This is a genomic window from Actinomadura parmotrematis, assembly GCF_019458805.1.
Taxonomy (GTDB): Bacteria; Actinomycetota; Actinomycetes; order Streptosporangiales; family Streptosporangiaceae; genus Spirillospora; species Spirillospora parmotrematis.
On sequence record NZ_JAIBOA010000030.1, the window covers coordinates 1 to 23,468 of the forward strand.

General features: G+C 75.5%; 21 protein-coding genes and 1 tRNA gene. 9 read left to right on the forward strand and 13 right to left on the reverse strand.

Translation table 11 applies throughout. The annotated features are described in order from the left end of the window. Nucleotides 1–1,046 (forward strand): RDD family protein (locus K1Y72_RS32255; RefSeq protein WP_220170320.1); only part of this gene is annotated, 1,046 nt, incomplete at its 5' end. On the opposite strand, the gene K1Y72_RS32260 is transcribed toward K1Y72_RS32255, so the two are convergent. From K1Y72_RS32260 to K1Y72_RS32275, 4 genes are all read right to left on the reverse strand, one after another. Beyond that, nucleotides 1,043–1,627, reverse strand: coding sequence for a P-loop nucleotide/nucleoside kinase family protein (locus K1Y72_RS32260; RefSeq protein WP_220170321.1), 585 nt, complete (start codon nucleotides 1,625–1,627; stop codon nucleotides 1,043–1,045). The genes K1Y72_RS32255 and K1Y72_RS32260 overlap by 4 nt on opposite strands. Beyond that, nucleotides 1,624–2,679, reverse strand: a complete 1,056-nt coding sequence (locus K1Y72_RS32265; protein ID WP_220170322.1) for an enolase C-terminal domain-like protein — start codon at nucleotides 2,677–2,679, stop codon at nucleotides 1,624–1,626. Before K1Y72_RS32265 ends, K1Y72_RS32260 begins: the two co-directional genes overlap by 4 nt. A 130-nt stretch (nucleotides 2,680–2,809) precedes the next feature. Then, the gene (locus K1Y72_RS32270; RefSeq protein WP_220170323.1) at nucleotides 2,810–4,363 is read right to left on the reverse strand and encodes an LCP family protein; all 1,554 of its coding nucleotides are present in this window, start codon (nucleotides 4,361–4,363) and stop codon (nucleotides 2,810–2,812) included. A 393-nt stretch (nucleotides 4,364–4,756) separates the two neighbouring features. Further along, nucleotides 4,757–6,193 (reverse strand): GuaB1 family IMP dehydrogenase-related protein, encoded by a 1,437-nt coding sequence (locus tag K1Y72_RS32275; RefSeq protein ID WP_220170324.1) that lies wholly within the window; start codon nucleotides 6,191–6,193, stop codon nucleotides 4,757–4,759. 669 nt (nucleotides 6,194–6,862) lie between these two features. On the opposite strand from K1Y72_RS32275, the gene K1Y72_RS32280 reads away from it, so the two are divergent. Further along, nucleotides 6,863–7,774, forward strand: a complete 912-nt coding sequence (locus K1Y72_RS32280) for an Lrp/AsnC family transcriptional regulator (RefSeq protein ID WP_220170325.1) — start codon at nucleotides 6,863–6,865, stop codon at nucleotides 7,772–7,774. 43 nt (nucleotides 7,775–7,817) lie between these two features. Here K1Y72_RS32280 and K1Y72_RS32285 read toward each other — a convergent pair whose 3' ends face one another. From K1Y72_RS32285 to K1Y72_RS32300, 4 genes are all read right to left on the reverse strand, one after another. After that, nucleotides 7,818–9,413 (reverse strand): Na+/H+ antiporter, encoded by a 1,596-nt coding sequence (locus tag K1Y72_RS32285; RefSeq protein WP_308287328.1) that lies wholly within the window; start codon nucleotides 9,411–9,413, stop codon nucleotides 7,818–7,820. Nucleotides 9,414–9,458: 45 nt separating this feature from the next. After that, nucleotides 9,459–10,370 carry a LysR family transcriptional regulator gene (locus K1Y72_RS32290; protein WP_220170327.1) on the reverse strand — a complete coding sequence of 304 codons (912 nt, stop codon included), beginning with the start codon at nucleotides 10,368–10,370 and terminating at the stop codon, nucleotides 9,459–9,461. Between the two features lie 124 nt (nucleotides 10,371–10,494). Then, nucleotides 10,495–10,758, reverse strand: a complete 264-nt coding sequence (locus K1Y72_RS32295; RefSeq protein WP_220170328.1) for a ubiquitin carboxyl-terminal hydrolase 14 — start codon at nucleotides 10,756–10,758, stop codon at nucleotides 10,495–10,497. 32 nt (nucleotides 10,759–10,790) lie between these two features. Then, entirely contained in the window at nucleotides 10,791–11,825 is a 1,035-nt protein-coding gene (locus tag K1Y72_RS32300; RefSeq protein ID WP_220170391.1) for a GDP-mannose 4,6-dehydratase, read from the reverse strand. A 175-nt stretch (nucleotides 11,826–12,000) separates the two neighbouring features. Between K1Y72_RS32300 and folP the strand changes: the two genes are divergently transcribed. Next, a complete protein-coding gene (gene folP / locus K1Y72_RS32305; protein ID WP_220170329.1) occupies nucleotides 12,001–12,843 on the forward strand; it encodes a dihydropteroate synthase in 843 nt (280 codons plus the stop codon). A 37-nt stretch (nucleotides 12,844–12,880) separates the two neighbouring features. On the opposite strand, the gene K1Y72_RS32310 is transcribed toward folP, so the two are convergent. Next, complete coding sequence (locus K1Y72_RS32310; RefSeq protein WP_220170330.1) at nucleotides 12,881–13,438, reverse strand: CGNR zinc finger domain-containing protein; 558 nt, start codon at nucleotides 13,436–13,438, stop codon at nucleotides 12,881–12,883. An 89-nt stretch (nucleotides 13,439–13,527) separates the two neighbouring features. After that, nucleotides 13,528–14,100, reverse strand: a complete 573-nt coding sequence (locus tag K1Y72_RS32315; protein WP_220170331.1) for a hypothetical protein — start codon at nucleotides 14,098–14,100, stop codon at nucleotides 13,528–13,530. Between the two features lie 294 nt (nucleotides 14,101–14,394). Here K1Y72_RS32315 and K1Y72_RS32320 point away from each other — a divergent pair. Next, nucleotides 14,395–14,469: transfer RNA gene (locus K1Y72_RS32320), tRNA-Trp, on the forward strand. A 90-nt stretch (nucleotides 14,470–14,559) separates the two neighbouring features. On the opposite strand, the gene K1Y72_RS32325 is transcribed toward K1Y72_RS32320, so the two are convergent. Further along, a complete protein-coding gene (locus K1Y72_RS32325; RefSeq protein ID WP_220170332.1) occupies nucleotides 14,560–15,924 on the reverse strand; it encodes a pyridoxal phosphate-dependent aminotransferase in 1,365 nt (454 codons plus the stop codon). A 155-nt stretch (nucleotides 15,925–16,079) separates the two neighbouring features. Between K1Y72_RS32325 and K1Y72_RS32330 the strand changes: the two genes are divergently transcribed. The 5 genes from K1Y72_RS32330 (at nucleotide 16,080) to K1Y72_RS32350 (ending at nucleotide 21,208) form a co-directional block, all read left to right on the forward strand. Further along, nucleotides 16,080–17,006, forward strand: coding sequence for a LysR family transcriptional regulator (locus tag K1Y72_RS32330; RefSeq protein WP_220170333.1), 927 nt, complete (start codon nucleotides 16,080–16,082; stop codon nucleotides 17,004–17,006). A gap of 133 nt (nucleotides 17,007–17,139) precedes the next feature. Continuing rightward, entirely contained in the window at nucleotides 17,140–17,841 is a 702-nt protein-coding gene (locus K1Y72_RS32335; RefSeq protein WP_220170334.1) for a VC0807 family protein, read from the forward strand. 148 nt (nucleotides 17,842–17,989) lie between these two features. Continuing rightward, entirely contained in the window at nucleotides 17,990–19,222 is a 1,233-nt protein-coding gene (locus tag K1Y72_RS32340; protein ID WP_308287329.1) for a L,D-transpeptidase, read from the forward strand. Between the two features lie 174 nt (nucleotides 19,223–19,396). After that, nucleotides 19,397–20,602, forward strand: coding sequence for a glycosyltransferase family 4 protein (locus tag K1Y72_RS32345; RefSeq protein ID WP_308287330.1), 1,206 nt, complete (start codon nucleotides 19,397–19,399; stop codon nucleotides 20,600–20,602). Nucleotides 20,603–20,728: 126 nt separating this feature from the next. Beyond that, nucleotides 20,729–21,208 carry a MarR family winged helix-turn-helix transcriptional regulator gene (locus tag K1Y72_RS32350; RefSeq protein ID WP_220170336.1) on the forward strand — a complete coding sequence of 160 codons (480 nt, stop codon included), beginning with the start codon at nucleotides 20,729–20,731 and terminating at the stop codon, nucleotides 21,206–21,208. On the opposite strand, the gene K1Y72_RS32355 is transcribed toward K1Y72_RS32350, so the two are convergent. Continuing rightward, nucleotides 21,180–22,412 (reverse strand): PP2C family protein-serine/threonine phosphatase, encoded by a 1,233-nt coding sequence (locus K1Y72_RS32355; RefSeq protein WP_220170337.1) that lies wholly within the window; start codon nucleotides 22,410–22,412, stop codon nucleotides 21,180–21,182. The genes K1Y72_RS32350 and K1Y72_RS32355 overlap by 29 nt on opposite strands. A 156-nt stretch (nucleotides 22,413–22,568) precedes the next feature. Then, nucleotides 22,569–23,426 carry an SDR family oxidoreductase gene (locus K1Y72_RS32360; RefSeq protein WP_220170393.1) on the reverse strand — a complete coding sequence of 286 codons (858 nt, stop codon included), beginning with the start codon at nucleotides 23,424–23,426 and terminating at the stop codon, nucleotides 22,569–22,571. Between the last annotated feature and the right edge of the window lie 42 nt (nucleotides 23,427–23,468).

Sequence of the window (23,468 nt, forward strand, 5' to 3'; positions counted from 1 at the left end):
TGCCCCCCGCCCTGCCTCCCGTGTCGCCGCCCGCGCTGCCGCCGGCCGGCCCGCCGGCCGCCCCGGACCGCGGCGACGCCGCCCCGCGCGGCCGCCGCCTCGCCGCCTGGACGATCGACGCCGCGCTCCTCGCCGCCGTCGCCGTCCTGCTCGCCGCGATGACCTGGGGGCGCATGCACGGCCAGTTCGTCGAGGACGTGCCGTGGCGCGTCGGTGAGGCGGTGCTCGGCCTCGCCACCTCCGCCGGCGACGTCGGCGGCGCGGCCGGGAAGATCGGCGGCGACCTGTGGGGCACCGTCGTCGCCGACATCGAGCAGGCCCTGCTGCTGCTGGTGCTGGTCGAGCTGGCCTACCACTTCGCCGCGACGGCCTGGAAGGGCCGCACCGTCGGCAAGGCCGTCATGGACATCCGCGTCCACCGCCCCGCGGCGGCCGGCGAGAGCGGCGGGAGCAGCGTCGGCAAGGGCCGCGCCGCCCGCCGCGCCCTGGTCAGCACCGCCGCCGGGACGGGCGTCTACGCGCTCGCCTGGGTGCTGCTGCTCAACGGCTGGTTCCTGCTGTCGGTGCTGCTGTGGCTGGCCGCCGTCGCGCTGTTCACGGCGAACGCCCTGCCGACGCTCGCCGGGGCGCGCCGCCGCAGCGTCGCCGATCTGCTCGCCGGCACCACCGTCGTCCGTGCCCGCACCTACCAGCGCGCCACCGAGACCGCCCGCCGCGTGGCGCGCGACAACGCCGCCCGCCTCGCCCAGAACGAGCGCGCCCAGCAGGCCGCGGTGCACGCCCAGCAGGCCGCCGCGCACGGCCGGAGGGCGGCCCGGCAGGCCGGCGCGTCGGGCCGGCGCCTCGGCGGCCGCATCAAGCGCCGCGCCCTGCCGGCGGCGCAGCCGGACCTGCCGCAGCTCCCGCCCGCCCAGCAGCCCCTCGCCCAGCTTCCCCCGGCGCAGTACCAGCCGCCGCCGCAGTACCAGCCGCCGCCGCAGATCCACGTGCGGCCGCCGCAGCAGATCCCGCCGCCGTGGCAGCAGGGCGGCCCGCCCCCGCGCTAGCCGCCCGGCAGCGCGGCGACCTGCTCGGCCAGGCCGGCCGGCGCGTCCAGCCGGTTGTCGATCGCCAGATGGGGGACCGGCGGCGGCTCGTCCGGCCGCATCCGCTCGACGAAGCCGGCGAACGCGGCGAGCTTGCCCGCGTCCCGCGCGAGCCCGCGCGACGTCAGCCGGGCCCGCAGCGTCGCCGCGTCCGTGCGGATCCACACCAGCCGCACCGGCCCGCCGCCGAGCTCGCGCACCCACCGCGCCCACCGCTCCGGCGAGCGGATCTGCCCGGTGAACGGGCCGCTCAGCAGGACCGGGCAGCCCGCCGCGCGCACCTGGCGCGCCGTCGCGGTCAGCCCGGCGTACTCGTGCGCCTTGACGTGCTCGTCGTACCAGGGGCCCTCGCGCTCGCCCGGGTCGCGGCCCGCGGCCGCCAGCGTCGCGGCGACGAACGGGCCGTACAGGGTGTCCTTGTCCAGCAGAGCCGGGACGGGGCACAGGCGCGCCAGCAGCAGGCCGCAGACCGTGGACTTGCCCGCGCCCGGCGGCCCGGCCACCACCCAGGCCGTGCCCTGCGCGTCCCCGGCGGCGCTCACGCGCCGATCCGCAGGCGCCGCGTCGCGAGGCGCTCGATGCGCTCCTCGTCCACCTCGTGCCCGAGGCCGGGCTGGGTGAGCGGCACCCCGACCACCCCGCCCGACGAGCGGACCGGCGGCGACACGAACACCGGGCCGCCCGCCGGGTCGGTCACCTCGCTCGGCAGCGTCATGCCCGGCAGCGCCGCCAGCGCGACCGCCGCCGCCTGCCCGACGCCGAAGGCGCCCTCGCCGGTGCACCACACGTCCCAGCCCGCCGCGTAGGCGCGGTCGTGCGCGCTGCGCGCGGCCGTCAGGCCGCCGAGCGGCCCCGCCCGCAGGTCCAGGGCGCGGCCCGCGCCGAGCTCGATCGCCGCGTCCAGGGTCTCCAGGTCGGTGACGGCCGGGGCGACCGCGGCCCGCACCCGCTGCTGGAGCAGCGCGTGCGCGGCGAGATCGCCGATCGCGAAGGGACGCTGCAGCGCCACCGCCCCGTAGCCGTCCAGCCCCTCCAGCGCCGCCAGGTGCGCGGGGGAGGAGGTGTAGGAGTGCCCGGCGTCGGCGACGAGCGCGAGCGCCGGATACGCCTCCCGGATCGCCCGCACCGGCTCGATGTCCCAGCCCGGCCGCACGTCCAGCGTCACCCGCGTGTGCCCGGCGCCGACGGCCCGGTTGACCCGCCCCACCACCGTGTCCAGCAGCGGCTCCGGCGAGATCCGCGCGCCCGTCACGATCGAGGTGCGGGTGCCGCCGAGGGCGTGCGCGAGCGGCAGCCCGCGCCCCCGGCACCACAGGTCCCAGCAGGCGGTGTCGATCGCCGCCGCCGCGGCGGGCCCGCCGAGCTCGGCCGCCGCCGACACGTCCTCGGGGCGGTCCCAGGCGAGCCCGAGGAGCGCCGGCCCGAGCCGCTCGGCGACGTCGGCCCACACCGCGTCCGCGGCGCGCCCCGGCACCGGTGCCTCCCCCCAGCCGACCGCGCCGTCGGCGCCGGTCAGCCGGACGAGGACGCTCTCCGGCCGCCGCCCGCGCGGCATCGCCACGCGGAAGGCGTCACAGCCGTCGATCTCCGGCACCAGCAGCCGCCCTCTCCGTCGGTGGACCGTTCCCGTGCCCGTCCATCATCCACCCTGCGCGCGGCCCCGGCCGCCGCGGCCGCCGACGCCGGGCGCGGCACGTCCCGGCGTCGGCGGCGTCAAGACGGCGTCAGGACGGGCAGGACGCCCCGAGGTCGAGCGGCTTGGTGCCGGCGTTCGCGGGCTTGCCGCCGCCGGCGCCGCCGGTGATGTCGCTCTTCTGCGGCGACGGCGACGCCGACGGCTCGCCGGACGCGGACGGCCCGCCGGAGGCCGTCGCCGAGGAGACCGGCCCCGGCGACGCCGACGCGAGCGCCGCGCCCGGCGTCGGCCCCGCCGCGGGCGCGAGCGCCTTGGCGGTCAGCCGCCGGATCAGCGGGTAGTCGGGGTCGCCGGTGTAGATGAGCGGCGGCACGAACGGCAGGCTGCTGATCTTGGCGCCGTCCTTCACCTTGCCCGACAGCGTGATCAGCGCCGGCAGCAGCTCCTGCGGGATGTCGGTGGAGATCGCCCGCTTGGTCGCCGCGGCCAGCTTGTCGAACTTGCGGAGCACCGTCTCGGGGTCGGCCTGCTGCGCGATCGCCCGCATCAGGCACTTCTGCCGCCCCATCCGGGTGTAGTCGTCGCTGTCGGTGCGCGACCGCCCGTACCAGAGCGCCTCCTTGCCGCCGAGCACCCGGTAGCCGGGCTGCAGCACCCCGCCCTGCAGGCCGTAGGGGATGGGCTGGGTGATCCGGATCTTCACGCCGCCCATCGCGTCCACGATGTCGGCGAACCCGAACATGTCCACCAGGATGTAGTAGTCCACCGGCTGCCCGAGGACGCCGGCGACCGTCCGCTTCAAGATGTCGGGGCCGCGGTGCTTCTTGGCCACCCCCGGGTCGATCTCGGGGTGGTCCTCGGCGTACTGGAAGATCTCGTTCAGCAGGCCCGGCGTCCCGGGGCCCTCGCCGGTGAACCCGTCGGGGAACCGGTCGCGGGCCGGGCCGGGCGGCAGCGGCACGTTCTCCAGGTTGCGCGGCAGGCTGACCAGGACGGTGTCGCCGGTGGCGGTGTCCACGCTCGCCAGCGTCACGCTGTCGGTGCGCACGCCCTCCCGGTTGGCCGCCGCGTCCCCGCCGAGCAGCAGGACGTTGACGCGCGCGCGGCCGGCCCAGGGGTCGTCGCCGCTGATGTGCCGCGAGCCCTTGCCGCCGGCGTGGAAGATGCTGGTGAGCGCGTCGCGGTACAGGTAGGTGTTGCGCGAGGCCCACGCCGTCGGCGCCGCCACGGCCGCGCAGAGCACCGCCACCGCGGTGATCCCCGCCAGCTGCGCCTGCGGCCGCATCCCGTCGGGGCGCACCACCTGGTAGGACCGCACCACGACCGCGATCCAGACGAGCCCGACCGCCGCGATGCCGATCGCGATGCCCGACAGCCAGTCCGGCCGGACCGCCAGGTTCACCAGATGGTCCTGGAAGAGCGTGGCGACCACGGCGAGGGCGGCGACGAGCGCCGCGTAGGCCGCCATCAGCAGCCCGCCGGCCCAGCGGCGGCCCGCCGCCAGATGCGCCACGCCCCACACCGCCGCCGAGGCGAGCGTCAGCGCGAGCGCGCGCGGCAGGCCGTGCCGGGCCCCTGCGCCGGGCGGGGCCTCGCCGGCCTCGCCGTCCGGGGCGGGCCTGCTGGCCGTGCTGTTCGCCATTGACGCTCCGATCCCCCAAGCACGGTTCTTTCAGGCCCTGACCTACATTGTGGACGCGCAAGACCGGGGGCGGGTTGCGGTGGTGATCGACCGAATGCGGGCTGTGGTTCTGATCAGTGCAGCGGATGTTTCGAGGTGGTGCGGTCCATCGGTACCCTTCTGGTCCCGATCGACACCGGAGTGCGGTGGTCCGTCCCCCGGTGAACCTCCGCATTCTTCACCTTCCCCGAGGCGTTGATCAAGTGCGGCGCCCGGCCTGCCCGAGGGCGGGGATTGACCGAAAAAAGAACCGGCGGCGTCCGCGCGGGGGCGGACCTTGCCGCGAGCGGGCGGCCGCTGGGGGAACGGCCGCCGGGGCCCGGCGCCACGGGGCGGCGCCGGGGCCCGGACGCCTCACCAGCTCGTCGCCAGCGGCATGCCCTCGGCGTAGCCCGCGGAGCCCTGGACGCCGATCACCGCGCGCTCGTGGAACTCCTCCAGGGTGCGCGCGCCCGCGTAGGTGAAGGAGCTGCGCACGCCCGCCACGATCGAGTCCACCAGGTCCTCCACGCCCGGCCGCTGCGGGTCCAGGAACATGCGCGAGGTGGAGATGCCCTCCTCGAACAAGGCCTTGCGGGCGCGGTCGAAGGGGGACTCGTCGGCGGTGCGGTGGCGCACCGCGCGCGCCGACGCCATCCCGAAGCTCTCCTTGTACAGCCGCCCGTCGGCGGTGCGCATGAGGTCGCCGGGCGACTCGTAGGTGCCGGCGAACCAGGAGCCCACCATCACGTTGGCGGCGCCCGCGGCGAGCGCCAGCGCGACGTCGCGCGGGTGGCGGACGCCGCCGTCGGCCCACACGTGCCGGCCGAGCCGGCGCGCCTCGGCGGCGCACTCCAGGACGGCGGAGAACTGCGGGCGGCCGACGCCGGTCATCATCCGCGTCGTGCACATCGCGCCCGGCCCGACGCCGACCTTGACGATGTCGGCGCCCGCCTCGATCAGGTCGCGGGTGCCCTCGGCGGTCACCACGTTGCCCGCCACGACCGGCACCTGCGGGTCCAGGCCGCGCACCGCGGCCAGCGCGGAGATCATCTTCTCCTGGTGGCCGTGCGCGGTGTCGACCACCAGCAGGTCGGCGCCCGCCTCCAGCAGCGCCTTGGCCTTGCCGGCGACGTCGCCGTTCACCCCGACCGCGGCCGCGACGCGCAGCCGGCCGGCGGCGTCCACGGCGGGGGAGTACAGGGTGGAGCGCAGCGCGCCGGTGCGGGTGAGGACGCCGACCAGGGCGCCGTCGCCGTCCACCACGGGCGCCAGCCGGTGGCCGCGCTCGTGCATGCGGGAGAACGCCTCGCGCGGGTCCAGCCCGGCGGGCAGCGTCACCAGGTCGCGGGACATGACATCGCGCAGCGCCGCGAAGCGGTCCACGTCCTGGCAGTCGGGCTCGGTCACCACGCCGACCGGGCGGCCGTCCTCGACCACCACGACGGCGCCGTAGGCGCGCTTGGGCAGCAGCGCGACCGCCTCGCCCACGGTGGCGTCCGGGGTGAGCCGCACCGCGGTGTCCACCACCAGATCGCGGGTCTTCACCCAGGAGACGACGTCGGCGACGACGTCGGCCGGGATGTCCTGCGGCAGGACGGCGATGCCGCCGCGGCGGGCGACCGTCTCGGCCATCCGCCGGCCGGAGACCGCCGTCATGTTGGCCACGACGAGCGGGATCGTCGTCCCGCTGCCGTCGGCCGTGGACAGGTCGACCTCCAGCCGGGACCCCACCGCGGAGCGGCGGGGCACCATGAAGACGTCGTTGTAGGTGAGGTCGTGAGCGGCAGGCTCACCGTTCAACAGGCGCACGGCTGTTCTACACACCAATCGCGGATCAAAGTGGCTGGGCCACCGTACATTGTGAGCCATACCCGCAGATGCTCGGACCAATGCCCCATCCGGTGCGGTAGTTCGCCGTCGGGTCGGGAGCGGACACGGAGCGGGCATGGGGCTGGACACGGGGGCGGTCGCGCACCGTCACCGGCCGCCACGGTACTGAGGATTGTGGAATCGCAAGCAACGTGAGGTTTAGCTCTCTGTAAAGTCACCTCTTGACGTTGTCGCGCGCCCGATGCACTTTTCTTACATGAGCCGCGGAGGCGGGGCCGTCCGCCGCCGCGGCGACACAGCAGAACACCGGGAGTAGCGCATGCAGGTCACGCACGCATTCCCGGCGTCCCCTGCCCGCGCGCCGGTCGCCCCGCCGGGCCGCCGCCGTGATCATCGACACCCCTACCGGTATCGCTCCGTGACAGTGCAGCGGGCCGCGCGCGGCCGCCGGCCGTCCGCGTTGCGCTCCCGGCCCGCGCGACCCCGCGGTGAATTCGTCGCCCGAACGTCCGCGCGCCGACGCTTCGTTCGCGCCGGGCCGGGCGGAACACGAGCAGGATCAATATTTGACGGGATACCGCCCGGAAATGGAATGATCTTGCAGTTGCCGACAAACCGATCGATCACTGCCTGTCGAGGAGGAGAGCCGTGCTGGATGCGGTCGACGCCGTGCTAGTCCGCGAGCTCCAGCGGGACGGCAGGGCGACCTTCCAGGCGCTCGCCGACCGGGTCGGACTCTCCCGCACCGCCGTGCGGGCGCGGGTGCAGAACCTGCTGGAGACGCAGGTGGTGCGGGTGGTGGGCATCGTGCACGCCGCCGTCGTCGGCGCCGAGGCCATCGGGCACGTGTCGGTCACCGTGGACGGCTCGGCGCGCGAGGCCGCCGCCGCCGTCGCCGAGCGGCCCGCCGTCAGCTTCACCGCGCTCACCGCAGGCCGCTGCGACCTGGTCGCGCAGGTGCGCACCCGCGACGACGCCGCGCTCGCCGCCGAGGTCGACCACATCCGGTCGGTGCCCGGCGTCCGCTCCGCCGAGGTGTTCCGCTCGGTCGCCACCGTCCGCGACACCCACGCCGTCGTCCGCGACCTCGGCGAGATCACCCTCGACGACATCGACTGGCGGCTCCTGCAGGAGCTCCAGCGCGACGGCCGCGCCCCCTACACCCGCCTCGCCGGCATCATCGGCCTGTCGCAGGCCGCCACCCGCGCCCGCGTGGTGCGGCTCATGCGCACCGGCGTCATCCAGGTCACCGGCCTCGCCGACCCGCTCGCGCTCGGCGCCGCCGAGCTCGGCGGCTTCGGGCTCGTGGTGACCGGCGGGCTGCGCCGCGTCGCCGAGGCCGTCGCCCGGCAGGAGGGCGTGCGCTACCTGGCCACCGGCTTCGGCCGCTACGACATCGTCGGGCAGGCCGAGGCCGCCTCGCGCGCCGAGCTGGTCGCGGTGCTCGACGCCGTCCGCGCGGTGCCGGGCGCCACCGTCAGCGAGTCCTGGCACCACCTGGACGTGGTGAAGGAGTCCTACGCCGTCGAGCTGCCCGACAAGCCCCTCAACGGCATCTGAGCGGCCGGGGGCGGCGGCCGGGCGCCGCGCGGGGCCACGGGGGTCAGTCGCGGGCGAGCGAGACCTCCTCCAGGTCCAGCTCGTGCAGGACGCGCTCCAGCACCTCGTCGTCGATGCGGCGCTCGTCGCGCATCCGCACGAACGTCGCGCGCTCGGCGGCCAGCATCTCGCGCCGCAGCCGCCGGTAGGTCGCCGACGGCACCTCCGCGCCGTCCTGCCCCGTGCCGCCGCCGAGCCGCTCCCAGGCGCGCAGCTGGTTCTGCTCGGCGAGGGTGCGCAGGCGCTCCACCACATCGGCGTCCAGGGCGCCGTCGTCGCGGGTGAGCTCCTCCAGGCGGTCCAGCGCGGCCCGCGCCGCGGCGTGCTGCGCCCCCGCCTCGGCGACGGTGTCGGCGTAGCGCTCGCGGCCGCCGCCGACGCGCATCCGCCGGATCAGCGCCGGGAACGTCAGGCCCTGCACCAGCAGCGTGGCGAGCACGGTGGTGAAGGTGAGGAACAGCACCAGGTCGCGGCCGGGGAACGGGTCGCCCGCCGAGGTGACGAACGGGATCGCGAACGCCGCCGCCAGCGACACCACGCCCCGCATCCCCGCCCAGCCGATCACCACCCGGCCGCGCCAGTCCGGCGCCCACCGCTCCTCGCCCCGGCCCGACCAGAGCGGCAGGTAGGACGTGGCCACCACCCACAGGAAGCGGGCGAGGACGGTCACGCCGAACACCGCGGCCGCCCACCAGGCCAGGCTGCCCCAGCCGCGGTCCGACAGGCCGTCCAGCACCGGCGGGAGCTGCAGGCCGATCAGCAGGAACACCACCGACTCCAGGATGAAGACCATCACCTTCCAGAAGGAGTGGCCGATGAGCCGGGTGATCGCCGGGGAGTCGGTGAACCGGTGCCCGAGGTACAGGCCGCTCACCACGACCGCGATGACGCCCGAGGCGTGCACCAGCTCGGCGATCAGGTAGGCGGCGAAGGGCGCGGCGAGCGCCACCGAGTTCTCCACCAGCGGGTCGTTCAGCCGGGTGCGCAGCCAGTGCAGCGGCGGCCCGAGCAGCAGCCCGACGACGGCGCCCGCGACGGCCGCGTACAGGAACCGGCCGGCGCCCTCGGCGAGGCTGAAGCCGGTGCCGACCGCCGCCGCGAGCGCGACGCGGAACACCGTGAGCGCGGTCGCGTCGTTGAACAGGCTCTCGCCGACCAGGATCGTCACCAGGCGCCGCGGCAGCCCGAGCCGCTGCGCGACGCTGACCGCCGCGACCGCGTCCGGCGGCGCCAGGATGGCGCCGAGCACGAGCGCGGGGGCGAGCGGCAGGTCGGGCACCAGCCAGTACGCGGCGAACCCGACCAGCAGCGTGCTGAACAGCACCAGCCCGACCGACAGGGCCCCGATCGAGCGGACGTTGTCGCGCATGTTGTAGTACGAGCTCTGCCACGCCGCCGAGAACAGCAGCGGCGGCAGGAACACGTACAGCACGATCTCGGGTTCCAGCTCGAACTCCGGCACCCCCGGCAGGAAGGACACCACCAGGCCCGCGATGACCAGGGCGAGCGGGGCGGGCGTGCCGAACCGCCGGGCGAGGGCGGCGACGGCGATCGCGCAGACCGGGATCGCCAGCAGCCAGAGTGCGTGTGTAGCTCCCACGCCCACGATCATGGCATGCGCGGCGCCGCCCGCCGGACGGGCAGGTCAGCGGGCGTCGCGGTGGGCGTCGCGGTGGGGGTCGCGGCGCTGCCCCTCGCGGGCGGTCTCCTTGGCGAACGCCAGGAACTCGCGCGCGACCGGCGGCAGCTGCCGGTGCGCGTGCACCAGCCCGATCATCCGGGTGATCGGGGGCATGAAGGAGCGGACGGCGAGGCCCGCGGTGTCGTCGAGCTGGTTGCGGTACCAGAGCAGCGAGCCCATGCCCGCGCGCACCAGGCCGAGCCAGGCGCCGCGCTCGTCGGACTCCACGGCCGCCACCGGCGTCGCGCCGACCCGCTCCAGCAGCGCGTCGATCTCGGCGCGGCGGGCGCCGCCGCGCGCCGGCAGCACCAGCCGCAGGCCGTCCAGGGCGGCGGGCGGCACCGGCTCGCGCAGCCGGAGCGACGGCGGCGAGATGAGCACCACCTCGCGCTGCTCGAAGGGGTGCGCGGACAGGTCGCCGGGCACCGGCAGGTCGGTGAGCGCGAGGTCGGCGCGGCCCGCGCGCAGCGCCCCGGCCACCGCGTCCCGGCCCGCGCAGCGGATCACCCGCACCCGTACCGCCTGCTGCTCGCGGGCGAAGCGGGGGATGAGGCGCCCGGTCAGCTCGGGCTCCAGCGAGCCGGTGGTGGCGATGCGCAGCTCGGCGCCGCGCCCGTTGGCCTTGGCGACCGACAGGCCCTCGATGGCCTCCACCGCCTCCAGCGCGACCCGCGCCTGCCGCACCACCTGCTCGCCCAGCGCGGTGAGCACCACGCCGCGCCCCGACCGGGCGAACAGCTCGACGCCGAGCTCGCGCTCCAGCTCGCGCACCGCCCGCGACAGCGCGGGCTGGGCGACGTAGAGAGCCTGAGCCGCCGACGTCATGGTGCCGTGGTCGGCGGTCGCCACGACGTAGCGCAGCTGCCGCAGATTCATGCCACGACCGTATGACAACGAACCCTTCCGGTCTTGGACATAGCCGGAATCGGCCCGGGGAATCGCCGAACGGGCGGGACGACCGTTGCGAAGCGGCAGAAGACGGGCGGAGATCCCGCGCGCGTCAGACGATCAGCTCGTCGACGAAGCACCAGCGCCAGTCCTCGCCCGGCTCGAACGAGCGGACGATCGGGTGCCCCTCCTTGTGGAAGTGCGCGCTGGCGTGCTTCATGGGGGAGGAGTCGCAGCACCCGACGTGCCCGCAGGCCAGGCAGAGCCGCAGGTGGACCCACCGGGTGCCCTCGGCCAGGCACTCCTCGCACCCCTGCGGGGTGCGGGGCGCCGGGTCGACGTCGGGCAGGTCCGTCACGTGTTCACAGAGAGCCATGCGAGCATCGTCGCACGGCGCCGATCACCGGCTCACCAGTGGTCCGGGCTGAACGGCTCGTCCTCGGGCCGGGCCGACCCGCCGAGCAGGCGCAGGTCGGAGTCCACCATCATGGTCACCAGCTCCTCGAAGGTGACCCGCGGCTCCCAGCCGAGCTGCTCGCGCGCCTTCTTGGGGTCGGCGCAGAGCAGGTCCACCTCGGCGGGCCGGGTGTACCTGTCGTCCAGCACCACGTGCTCCTGCCAGTCCAGGCCGGCGCTGGTGAAGGCGAACTCCACCAGCTCGCGCACCGACTGGGTCTGCCCGGTGCCGATGACGTAGTCCTCGGGGGTCTCCTGCGCCAGCATCAGCTGCATCGCGCGGGCGTAGTCGCCGGCGAAGCCCCAGTCGCGGCGCGCCTCCAGGTTGCCGAGCCGCAGCTCCGAGGCGAGCCCGAGCTTGATGCGCGCGGCGCCCAGGGTGACCTTGCGGGTGACGAACTCGGCCCCGCGGCGCGGCGACTCGTGGTTGAACAGGATCCCGCTCACCGCGAACATCCCGTAGGACTCGCGGTAGTTCTGGGTGATGTAGTGCCCGTAGGTCTTGGCCACGCCGTAGGGGCTGCGCGGGTGGAACGGCGTCTTCTCGTTCTGCGGGGTCTCGCGGACCATGCCGAACATCTCCGACGACGACGCCTGGTAGAAGCGGATCTGCTCGCCGCCCGGCGTGCGCGACGGGCTGATCCCCGACACCACCCGGATGGCCTCCAGCGTCCGCAGCACCCCCATGCCGGTCACCTCGGCGGTCAGCTCGGCCTGCTGCCACGACATCGGCACGTAGGAGATGGCCCCCAGGTTGTAGACCTCGTCGGGCTGCACGCGCTCCACCGCGGAGATCAGGCTGCCCTGGTCGAGCAGGTCGCCGGTGGTGATCTGCACGTCGCCGATGTGCTTGCGCAGCCGCGACACGTGCGGGTTCGCCTGACCTCGCACCAGGCCCCAGACCTCATACCCCAGGGCGAGCAGATGCTCGGCCAGGTACGAGCCGTCCTGCCCGGTGATGCCGGTGATGAGTGCTCGCCTGGACAGCGGATCCTCCTGGCTGGATAGGTCGGGCGCGGGCCGTCCGCGGAGCGAACGCCGCGAGCGGTGTGAAACACGAGGTTAGCGACACTCGTCCGGTGGTGACGAGTGAGGGCGCCGTTTGAACCGAATTTGCTTCGACTTCACGCCGGCGGCCCGGATGTGCGACCGTGGGATCACGATGACCAGCACCGACGACGCGCCGCCGCTGCGGCTGAACGGCCGCGCGCTCGGCCGCTTCTCGATCATGGCTGTGATCAACCGTACCCCCGATTCGTTCTACGACCGGGGAGCGACGTTCGGCTTCGACGCGGCGGTCGCCGCCGTCGACCGCGCGGTCGCGGCCGGCGCCGACATCGTGGACATCGGCGGGGTGAAGGCCGGCCCCGGCGAGGAGGTCGGCGTCGCCGAGGAGCTGCGCCGGGTGGTGGACGTCGTCGCCGCCGTCCGGGACCGCCACCCCGGCGTGGTGATCAGCGTGGACACCTGGCGCGCCGAGGTCGGCCGCGCCGTCGCCGAGGCGGGCGCCGACCTGCTGAACGACACCTGGGGCGGCCCCGACCCCGAGCTCGCCGCCGTCGCCGCCGAGTACGGCACCGGCCTGGTCTGCGCGCACGCCGGCGCCCTGGCGCCGCGCACCCGCCCGCACCGGATCGGCTACGCCGACGTCGTCGCCGACGTCGTCGCGCACGTCACCGCGCAGGCCGAGCGCGCCGTCGCGCTCGGGGTGCGGCGCGAGGCGGTCCTCATCGACCCCGCGCACGACTTCGGCAAGAACACCCGGCACTCGCTGGAGATCACCCGGCGGCTCGGCGAGCTCACCGCCACCGGCTGGCCGGTCCTCGTCGCGGTCTCCAACAAGGACTTCATCGGCGAGACCCTCGGCCAGCCCGTCGAGCGGCGCGGCGTCGGCACCCTCGCCGTGCTCGGCGTCTCGGCGCTGCTCGGCGCCCGGGTCTTCCGGGTGCACGACGCGGCGGGCGCCCGCCGCGCCCTGGCCGCCGTCGCGGCGATCACCGCCTGACCCGCCGGCCGGCCCGCGGGCCGCTCAGGGCGCGGTCTCAGGGCGCCGTCTCGCGGCGCCGGGCGCGATAGGCCGCCACGTGCATCCGGTTGCCGCAGGTACGGGTGTCGCAGTAGCGGCGGCACCGGTTGCGCGACAGGTCGACCAGCACCCGCGCGCAGCCCGGCGCCGCGCACGTCCGCAGCCGCTCCAGCTCGCCCGCCGCCACCACGAACGCCAGCGCCATCCCGCCCTCGGCCGCCAGGTGCTCGCCCATCGGCGCGCCCGGCGCGAAGAAGTGCACGTGCCAGTCGTGGCCGTCGTGGTCGGTGAGGCGGGGGGTGGCGCGCACCTCGGCGACCACCTCGTTGACCAGCGCCACCGCCGTCGCCGTCCGGGTGGTCAGGAACACCTCGTGGAAGCGCCCCCGCAGCGCGTGCGCCCGCTCCAGATCGGCCCGGGCGAGGCCGCTCACGTCGCTGAACCGGTTGCGCTCCACGAACGCCCGGAGCGCCTCCAGATCGCCGAGGCCCTCCCGCCCGCAGGCGGCCGGCGAGGTGTTGACCAGATCGACGACCACGCCGAGCGCGTGCTCGGCGTCATGATTGAAGATCACGCTGACTCCAGTATCGGAGGGCCTGGCGGGGGCGGCGCCGCCCCAGCCTATGCCGCCCCCCGGGGGCCTGCCGCCGCCGCGGCGGCCGCTCAGCGGGCGTAGTGCGGGTCGGCCACGACCGGGTAGTAGGCGCCGGTGTGCTGCACCCGCATGGTGAGGGAGGAGCCCTCCAGGGCGTAGTCGGCCTTCACCGGCCGGAACATCGAGTCGCTCGCCCACGGGTTGTACATCCGGCCCACCGTCGCGCCGTAGCGCAGGTGCACCACGTCGTAGCCGCCCGAGGGCATCGCCTCCAGCGCGAGGCCGTCCACCAGCGAGATCGGGAAGCGGAACTCGGCCGGGGCGTCGGCGCCGTGGATCACCGTCAGCAGCCGGACCCCGGACGCGGTCGTCTGCGCCACGATGTCGGTGTCCACGTCGATGCCGACGAACACCCGCAGGCTCGGCCGCAGCACCTGCGCGACGGTGTCGGCGGCGGTCGCGTCGATGCCGATGTGGATCCGCTGGCCGTCCTTGGTCGGCACCCACACGCCGTCACGCGCGCGCTGGCCCCACGCGACGTCGGGGTTCTCCAGCTCCTGGGGCTCGTTGCGGCCCCGGGCGACGAGCACCCGGGAGGCGGCGTTCATCGCCGCGGCGGCCCCGTCGCGTGCGTGCCTCATGGCGTGCCCCTCGTCTTCCGATCCATCACTCGCGTGACATCACACTGTTCTGGGTTTACCACGGGGAAGCGTGACACGACCGGGCTTGGCCCGCACTCGTGTGTTATGCGTCGTATACCCCGTGCGACGTTGGACCTTACACCACGCTTATCTCCCGCGGATCTCTCGTCCCGCCCCTCTCGCCGCCCGTGACCGCCCGGTTCGTCCCCCTTCCGGACGCGCGGACGGAAAAGGAATTGCCGCTGATCGTGAACCTGCCCATGCTGGTGCGCATCGAAGAGAACGAAAGCGCGAAGGGGTGAGCCACCGGTTAGGCGGCTGGTCTCCAAAACCAGCGAAAAGTAGGTTCGACTCCTACCGCCCCTGCCACGACCGGCGATCCGCGACGGAACGCACGACGGCGGCGGCGCCGCGAACCCCCGGGGTTCGCGGCGCCGCCGCCGCTCGTCGCGGGGCCGGTCAGCTCGCGAGCGCCGCCGGGGCCTGCCCGCCGCGACCGGGGGCACCGTGTCCGGAAGCGGCCTCCCCGCCGAGATCGGCGAGGACCTCCGACAGGCGGTCCAGCCCGGCGGCGATCCACGGCAGCGACGCGGGGTCGGGATGGCCGAGCGCGGCGAGGCGCTGCTCGTCGTCCGCGCCGTACAGCAGGCTCGGCGCCACCCGCATCCGCAGCGCCGCCGGGTCGTCGCCGAACACCGCGCCGGGCAGGACGCCCACGCCGTAGCGCTCCAGCAGCAGGTCCGTCAGGTCCGACCCCTCGCGCACCCCGTGAGAACGTTCCAACCGGTCCCGCATCGGCTCCAGGTCGGGGTAGAGGTAGAACGCCGCCTGCGGGCGGTGCAGCAGCGCCCCGGCCCGCTCGAAGCGGTCCGCGACGGCGCCGGCGATCCGCGCGTGCAGGCGGCGGCTGCGGTCCACCCGCTCGACGAGCTCGGGGGGCTCGGCGAAGGCGTGGGCGGCGGCGTGCTGCACCGGCGCGGGCGGGCTCGACCAGATCTCGCTCGCCAGGCCGAGCAGCGAGGCGCGCAGCGCCCGGCCGAACGGGCCGTCCGGCAGGCGCGCCACCCCGATCCGCCAGCCGCCCGCCGCCAGGTTCTTGCTGAGCGCGGTGGTCACCACCGTCCGCTCGGGCGCCCAGCGGGCGGGGCTCGGCACGTCCCGGGCCGGATCGTGCACGAGGTCCCGGTAGATCTCGTCGGAGACCAGGACGAGGTCCAGGTCGCGGGCGACCCGGCACACCTCGCGCACGGTGGCCGCCGAGGCGAGCGTCCCGGTGGGGTTGTCGGGCAGCGTCAGCACCACCGCGCGCACCGTCCGCCCGCGCGCGCGGGCGCCGGTCACCGCCGCGGCCAGCAGCGCGGGGTCGGGGACGCCGCCCTCGCCGGGGCGGGTCGGCACGTGCAGGGCCGCGGCGCCGGAGAGGGCCGCCTGCGCCGCGTAGGTGACCCAGCTCGGCGCGGGCACCGCCAGGTCCCCGCCGAGCGCGGTGATCAGCGCGTACAGCAGGGGCTTGCTGCCCGGCCCGGCGACGACCAGGTCCGGATCGGTGGCGAGGCCGCGGCGGTTCCAGTAGCCGGCCGCGGCGGCGCGCAGCGCGGGCGACCCGGCGACCGGGCCGTAGGCGCCCCGCCCGGCGCCCGCGGCCAGCTCCCGGGTCAGCGACGGATGCAGGGGGATGCCGGCTTCGCCGAACCCGAACGGCAGCACCCGCACCCCCTCGCGCCGCTTGCGGGCGATGGCCTCGTTGATGGCGAGCGTCGGGGACACCGGGACCGGCCGCAGCGCGGTCGCGGCAGGGGAGGGAGAAGGGTCGGGGGCAGGCATCGAGAGGGCTCCAGAACGGTGAGGGAAAGGCGTGCGGGGCCGAGGGGGCGGGAGGAAATCGCTGGTCAGCGACCCGGCCGGGGACGCGTCCATGCTTTCGCGCGGCTAGCATCACCACAAGCGAGCCTTGTCGATGCTGACCGTAAGGAGGGCCGATGCTGGAGGTGCGGCGGCTGCGCCTGCTGGCCGAGTTCGCCCGCCGCGGCAGCATCGCCGCGACCGCCGCCGCGCTCGGCTACACGCCCTCGGCGGTCTCCCAGCAGCTCGCCGCGCTGGAGCGCGAGGCGCGCGTCCCGCTGCTCGACCGCACCGCGCGCAGCGCCGAGCTGACCGACGCCGGGCGCCGCCTCGCGGCCCGCGCCGGGGAGATCCTCGCCCTCGTGGAGAGCGCCGAGGCCGAGCTGTCGGCGCAGGCCGGGCTGCCGGCCGGCCGGATCGCCGTCACCGCGTTCCCCACCGCCGCCGTCGCGTTCGCGCCGGCCCTCGCGCGCGGCCTCGCCGACCACCCGGGCATGACCTTCGTGCTGCGCCAGACGCGCCCCGGCGACGGCATCCGCCAGGTGCAGAGCGGCGAGGCGGACATCGCCCTGGTCGACGACTGGACGGGCAAGCTGCCCGAGCAGGGCCCGGCGGCGCTGGAGTTCCTGCGGCTGCAGCGCGACCCGCTGCTGCTCGTCGTCCCGGCGGGCCACCCGATGGCCGACCCGGCGCGGCCGGTGGACCTGCAGGCGCTCCGCGAGGAGTCCTGGATGGCGGCGCCCGCCGGCGAGCCGTCCCGCGCGGCCGTGGAACGGCTGCTGGACACCGTGGGGGGCGCGCGGCCGGTGCCGTGGGAGTTCGAGGGCCTGCACACGATCCTCAGCCTGGTCGCGCGCGGCATCGGCATCACGGCGGTGCCCGCCCTGGCCCTCGCCGCCGATCCCGGCGTCGCGGTCCGCGCGATCCCCGGCTGCGACCTGGCCCGCGAGGTGTACGCGGTGGTGCGCCGCGCGAGCCTGCGCCGCCCATCGGTCGAGGTGACGCTGCGCGCCCTCTACGCCGCCGCCCGCGAACCGGACCCCGGCCCTCCCCGGAACGACTGAGGAAACGGGACGGAACGGGCCGGGCCGGTACCGATCTTGACGTACCGTGGGCCGGGTCATGACCGGACGGAGACCCGGGCGCGCCGGCCCGCGGGCCGGCGGCCGGACGGACAGCAGGGGAGCAACCCACTCGATGGAGGAAGCGGCGACCACGCCCGCGCGGACGCGCGGCGCGCACGAGCAGCGGACGGGCGGCCACCACGGTTTCGAGCCGCCCCGCCTGACCTCGATGCTCCGGCACGCCCTGCCGCGCTTCGTCGAGGGCGTCATCGCCCCCGTCGCGGTCTTCTACGCCGCCTTCGCCCTGCTCGGGCTGAACGGCGGGCTCGTCGCGGCCGTGGCGTGGGTCTACGGCGGCATCGCCTGGCGCTACGCGCGCGGCCACGGCGTCAGCGCCATGCTGCTGCTCGCCGCCGTCGGCGTGACCGCCCGCGCGGTGCTCGCCGCCGCCACCCACAGCGCCGTCATCTACTTCCTGCAGCCGACGCTCGGCACCCTCACGGTCGCCGTGACGTTCCTGGCCTCGGTGCCGCTCGGGCGGCCGCTCGCCCAGAAGGTCGCCACCGACATGGTGCCGATGCCCGAGGCGTTCCTGCGCCACGCCCGCGTCCGCCGGTTCTTCCTGCGGATCTCCCTGCTGTGGTCGCTGGTGTTCTTCGTCAACGCCGTCATCAGCCTGTGGATGCTGTTCCACGAGTCGATCGGCACGTTCCTGTGGGTGCGCACCGGCCTCGTCGCCGCCCTCGGCGCGGCCGCCGTGGCCGTCTCGGTCTGGGGGTTCCGGCGCTGCCTCCTGCACGTCAACGGCGACGCCGCCCCCGCCACGCTGGGCTGACGCCTCCCGGCCGCGCGTCCGGCGGGCACCCGGCGTGCAACGCTTTGATCTCGGAGCGCCCTCTTGTACCCGCCTGCCCGCATCCTGAACATCTTTTGTCGCTAATGTCTGCTGGATCGGGTAGAAGCGGGGTACGGGAGGTCCTACGGTGCAGCATCGGCTTTCCTCGGGAGTGCGCGCGGGGGCGGGACTGGCCGGTGTCGTGCTGGCCCTCGGGGCCTGCTCGGGCGGCGAGAAGGACAAGGGCGTCACGGTCGGCAACACCGGCGACGCCGCCGCGCCCCAGGTGACCATCACCCCCGGCGACGGCTCCGGCAAGGCGCGCCCCGACAAGGGCGTCCAGGTGAAGGCGGCCGGCGGCACCCTCACCTCGGTGACGGTGACCCGCAAGGGCAAGCCCGTCGAGGGCACCCTCAGCGCCGACAAGACCGGCTGGCAGTCGCGCACCCTGCGGCCGGCCTCCCAGTACCGGGTGACGGCCGTCGCGCAGAACCCCAAGGGCAGGTCGACCACCGTCACCGCCGCCTTCACCACGCTGAAGGCCGCGGCCGAGCTGGAGATCAGCGACGTCACCCCCTCGGCCGGGCAGAAGGTCGGCGTCGGCATGCCGATCCAGGTGACCTTCAACCGCGCGGTGGGCGACAAGGCCGCGGTGGAGCGCGCCCTGGAGGTCAAGTCCACCAAGGCCGCCACCGGCGCCTGGTACTGGGCCAGCGACACCCAGGTGATCTTCCGGACGCAGAACGGCCGGTACTGGCAGCCCAACCAGCAGGTCACCCTCACCGCCCGGCTCGCCGGGGTCCGCTCGGGCAAGAACACCTACGGCGACGCCGACCTCACCCGCCGGTTCCGCATCGGCGACGAGCACATCATCACCGCCAGCACCAAGACCCACCGGCTGACGGTGAGGAAGAACGGCAAGAAGGTCAAGAGCTGGGGCATCAGCGCCGGCCGCGGCGGCCGCGTCGTCAACGGCGTCGACACCTACCTCACCACCAGCGGCGTCCACCTCGCCATGGGCAAGGAGAACCCGGCGATCATGACGTCGGACTGGATGGGCGTGAAGCCCGAGGACAAGGCCAACGGCGGCTACAAGGAGGTCATCCCCTACGCGGTGCGGATCTCCAACAGCGGCGAGTACATCCACTCGATGGCCTCCACCGTGTGGGCGCAGGGCCACCAGAACGTCAGCCACGGCTGCCTGAACTCCCCGCCCGCGGCGGCCCGCTGGTTCTACAGCTTCTCCCAGCTCGGCGACCCGGTCATCATCACCGGCACCAAGCGCAAGCTGGAGTGGAACAACGGCTGGAGCTTCTACCAGATGCCCTGGACCAAGTGGGTCAAGGGCAGCGCCCTCGACCGGTCCGTCACCACCGCCTGACATCACCGGGGACGCGAGGAGAACCCGGACCGCTCTCCGGGCACCTAACAGGTAGGGCGCAGCGCGCCACCACCTGGAGAGCGGGGGACCGGGATGCCCGGTGGCAGGACCCGGCGGGGGCGTCTCGTCCCGGCCGCGGCGAAGAGGGCCGCGCACCGCGGGGCGCGCCGGACCGTGCTGGCGGCCCTGGCGGTGCTCGCCCGGACGGCGCCGGGACCGCGCCCCGGACGGCGGCTGAAAGTGCGGATCCTGCTGCACCACGCGTACGGCACCGGAGGCACCGTCCGCACGGTGCTGAACCTGGCGGGCTACCTCGCCCGGCACCACGACGTGGAGATCGTCAGCGTCGTGCGGACGCGGCCCGAGGCGTTCTACCCCATCCCGCCAGGCGTCGCCGTCCGCTTCTGCGACGACCGGACGGGCCCGCGCGGCCGCCTCGCGCGGCTGCTGTCGCGCCTGCCGAGCGTGCTCACCCCCGCGGCGGAGAACTCCTTCGGCAAGGTGAGCCTGTGGACCGACCTCGCGCTGCTCCGCGCGCTCGCCGGCCCCGCGCCCGACGTGCTGATCGGCACCCGCCCGGCGCTGAACCTGCTGCTGCCCCGGGTCGCCCGGCGCGGCACCGCCACCATCGCCCAGGACCACCTGAACCTCGGCTCCTACCGGCCCGCCCTGCGCCGCGAGATCGTCCGCGACTACCGGCGCCTCGGCGTCCTGGCCGCGCTCACCGAGGCGTCCCGCGCCGAGTACGCGGCGGCCCTGGACGGCGCCCCGGTGCGGATCGTGCGGATCCCCAACGCGCTGCCCGACCTGCCGGGCGGCCCCTCCCCCCGCGACCGGCGGGTGGTCCTCGCCGCCGGCCGGCTGGTCCGGCAGAAGGGCTTCGACCTGCTCATCCGCGCGTTCGCGCCGCTCGCCGCCGAGCACCCCGACTGGACGCTGCGGGTGTTCGGCAGCGGCGTCCGGCACGCCCGGCTGAGCCGGCAGATCGCCGATCTCGGACTGGCCGGCCGGGTCGAGCTGCTGCCGCGCACCGCCGACCTCGCCGGCGAGATGACCCGCGCCGCCGTCTACGCCCTGTCCTCGCGGCACGAGGGCATGCCGATGGTGATCCTGGAGGCCATGCACCAGGGCCTGCCGGTGGTCGCCTTCGACTGCCCGACCGGCCCCGCCGAGCTGATCACCCACGGGGTGGACGGGCTGCTCGTCCCGCCCGCCGACATCGCCGCGCTCACCCGGGCGCTCGGCGCCGTGATGGCGGACGCGGCGCTGCGCGACCGGCTCGGCGAGCGGGCCCGCCACTCGGCCGGCGAGTACCGGCTGGACCGCGTCGGGCCGGCCTGGCTCCGCCTGCTCGCCGAGGCGGGCGGCGGGCGCCGGTGAGGCGGCCGGGGGACCGGCGCGAAGCGATCGCCCGCGGACGCATCGGACGCGGCCGACGGGGCACCACACGGGGCACCGCCATGGGGCACCGCCATGGCACCGCACGCCCACGCAGGGAACGAGCCCGTGACCGAATCCAGCAAGGAGATCAGCAGGACCGCCGTGTCCGGCGCCCTCGTCGAGCGGGCCGCGCGCAGCCTGCTCGCCGTCTGGCGGCGGGCCCACGACGCCGCGCCCGAGCGGGTGCCGCCCTCCCAGCTGCGCGCCCTGGAGGCCGTGCAGCGCCGCGGCGTCCTCAACCTGAGGGCGCTCGCGGGGGAGCTCGGCGTCATCCCCTCCTCCGCCAGCCGGCTGTGCGACCGGCTGGAGGCGGCGGGGCTGCTCGCGCGGGCCGGCAGCGACGCCGACCGGCGGCAGGTGACGCTCCAGATCACCGCGCCCGGGGAGGAGCTGCTCCGGGACATCGCGCTGCGCCGCCAGCGGGACCTGGAGGAGGTCCTGCGGCGGATGTCGCCCGACGGCCGCGAACGGCTGCTGAGCGGGCTCAGCGAGTTCGCCGCCGCCGCGTCGACCGCCGTCAGGAGGGCCGCCACCCCAGATGGATGACCGCCACGTCGTCGGCGAGGCCGCCGTGCTCGGCCGAGGCCGCCTCGGCGCCGGCGATGAGGGCGTCGACGAACTCCTCCGCCGGCAGCCCCGCGCGCCGCCGCGCCAGCACCAGCAGCCCCGACAGGTCCAGGCGCTGCCCCTCCGGGCCGGTCAGCCCCTCGAACAGCCCGTCGGTGAACAGCAGCAGGCCGCTTCCGGGCGGCATCGCGACCCGCTCCTCCGGCCACTCGCCGAGGCCGGGCATCATGCCGAGCGCGATGCCGCCGGCGGTCTCCACCAGCGTCACCTCGCCGGCGCCGTCGCGCAGCAGCAGCCCCGGATGGCCGGCGCGCACCACCCGCGCCGCCCGCCGGTCCGGGGTGAGGGTGATGCTGGTCAGCGTGACGAACGCCTCGTTGTCGGCGCGCTCGGCGAGCAGCAGCCGCTCCAGCATCTCGATCAGCGGCGGCCCCGACAGGCCGGCCAGCACGAACGACCGCCAGGCCACCCGCAGGCAGACGCCCATCGCCGCCTCGGCCGCGCCGTGCCCGGCGACGTCGCCGATGACGGCGTGGACCGCGCCGTCGGCGGTCTCCACCACGTCGAAGAAGTCGCCGCCGAGCAGGGCGTGCATGCGGCTCGGCCGGTAGCGGGTCACCACGTCCAGCCGGTCGCCCGACACCAGCGGCCGCGGCAGCAGGCCGCGCTCCAGGCGCGCGTTCTCCTCGGCGCGCAGCCGCCCCGCCTGCAGCGCGGCGGCCGACAGCTCGACCTGCTTGCGCTGGACGGCATAGCGGATGGCGCGGCCGAGCCACTCGGGCTCCAGCTGGCCCTTCAGCAGGTAGTCCTGCGCGCCGACCCCGACCGCCGCGAGCCCGGCCTGCGCCTCCGACAGGCCGGTCAGGACGATGACCGCGGCCTGCGGGGCGGCGGCCAGCATCGTGCTGAGGCCGTCCAGGCCCTGGGAGTCGGGCAGGTGCAGGTCGAGCAGGACGCAGGCGGGCCGCTCGCCGTCGGCGAGCAGCTCCAGCGCCCGCGCGATGGTGCGCGCCCACGTCAGCCGGATGCGCAGGCCGGTGTCGGCGAGGAACTCCTCGATGAGCAGGGCGTCGCCGGGGTCGTCCTCGACCAGCAGCAGGTGCTCCGGCTCGTCGCCGTCGGCGAGGCCGTTGGTGCCCCGCGCCGCCGCGCTGCGCACCGGACCCCCCGGTGCACCGGCCATCCCGGTCAACTGTGACCCCGCTCCTGCCCTCGCGCGCCGGTCCCGGCCTGAAGGGCCCGGCACAATGATCGAACCATACTGTTCGAAGGCCGGGCGGAACGCGCCCGCCGGGAATTGTGGCCGCCTTGGAACCACCGTACCGCCGGGCGCGCGTGCTCAGCCCCGCCCGGCGGCCGCACCGCCCGCGCCGACCAGCCGGGTGTCGCCGCCGCCGGCGAGCCACTCGGCCTCGTAGCGCCCCATCACCTTGCGCGCGTTCCAGGTGATGGCGGCCGGCATCAGCGCCCGCGCGGCCTGCGCGGCGGGCAGCCACGCCTGCCCGTACACGTGCGGGCGGCGCGCGGCCATCCCGGCGAGCAGCCGGGCGGCGGTCGGGCGCAGCGGGTAGGTGCGGTTGCCGGGGAACGGCAGGCTCGCGCGCATCCGGCGGAGCGCGGGGTTCTCGTCGGCGCCGCGCACCATGTCGGTGTCGGTCCAGCTGAGGTAGCCGATGCCGACGCCGACGCCGGTGTGGGCGACCTCGGCGCGCAGGCTGTGCGCGAACGCCTCGACGCCGGACTTGGAGGCGCAGTAGGCGGCCATCATCGGCGCGGCGGTGAGCGCGGCCAGCGAGGCGATCTGGAAGAAGTAGCCCTGCGACTCGCGCAGCGCGGGCAGGAAGGCGCGCGCGGTGTTGACGCTGCCGAGCAGGTTCACCTCGATGACCTTGTCGAAGGTGCGCGGGTCGGAGTACTGCACCGGCCCGCCGGTGGCGATGCCGGCGTTGGCGACCACCGTGTCGACCCGGCCGAAGTGGGCGAGGACCTCGCCCGCGGTGGCGGCGAGCGCCTCGGGGGAGGTGACGTCGGCCTCCCACCAGCGCGCCGCCGGGCCGCACGCCTTGGCGGCGGCGGCGAGCTCCGCCGGCTCCAGCCCGAGCAGCGCGACGCGGGCGCCCCGCGACGCGGCGCCCTTGGCGAGCAGCGCGCCGAGACCGCGCGCGGCCCCGGTCACCACGACGACCCTGCCCGCCATGCCGTCCACCCTGTCCTCGCTCGCGCCCACGGGACCGCCTCA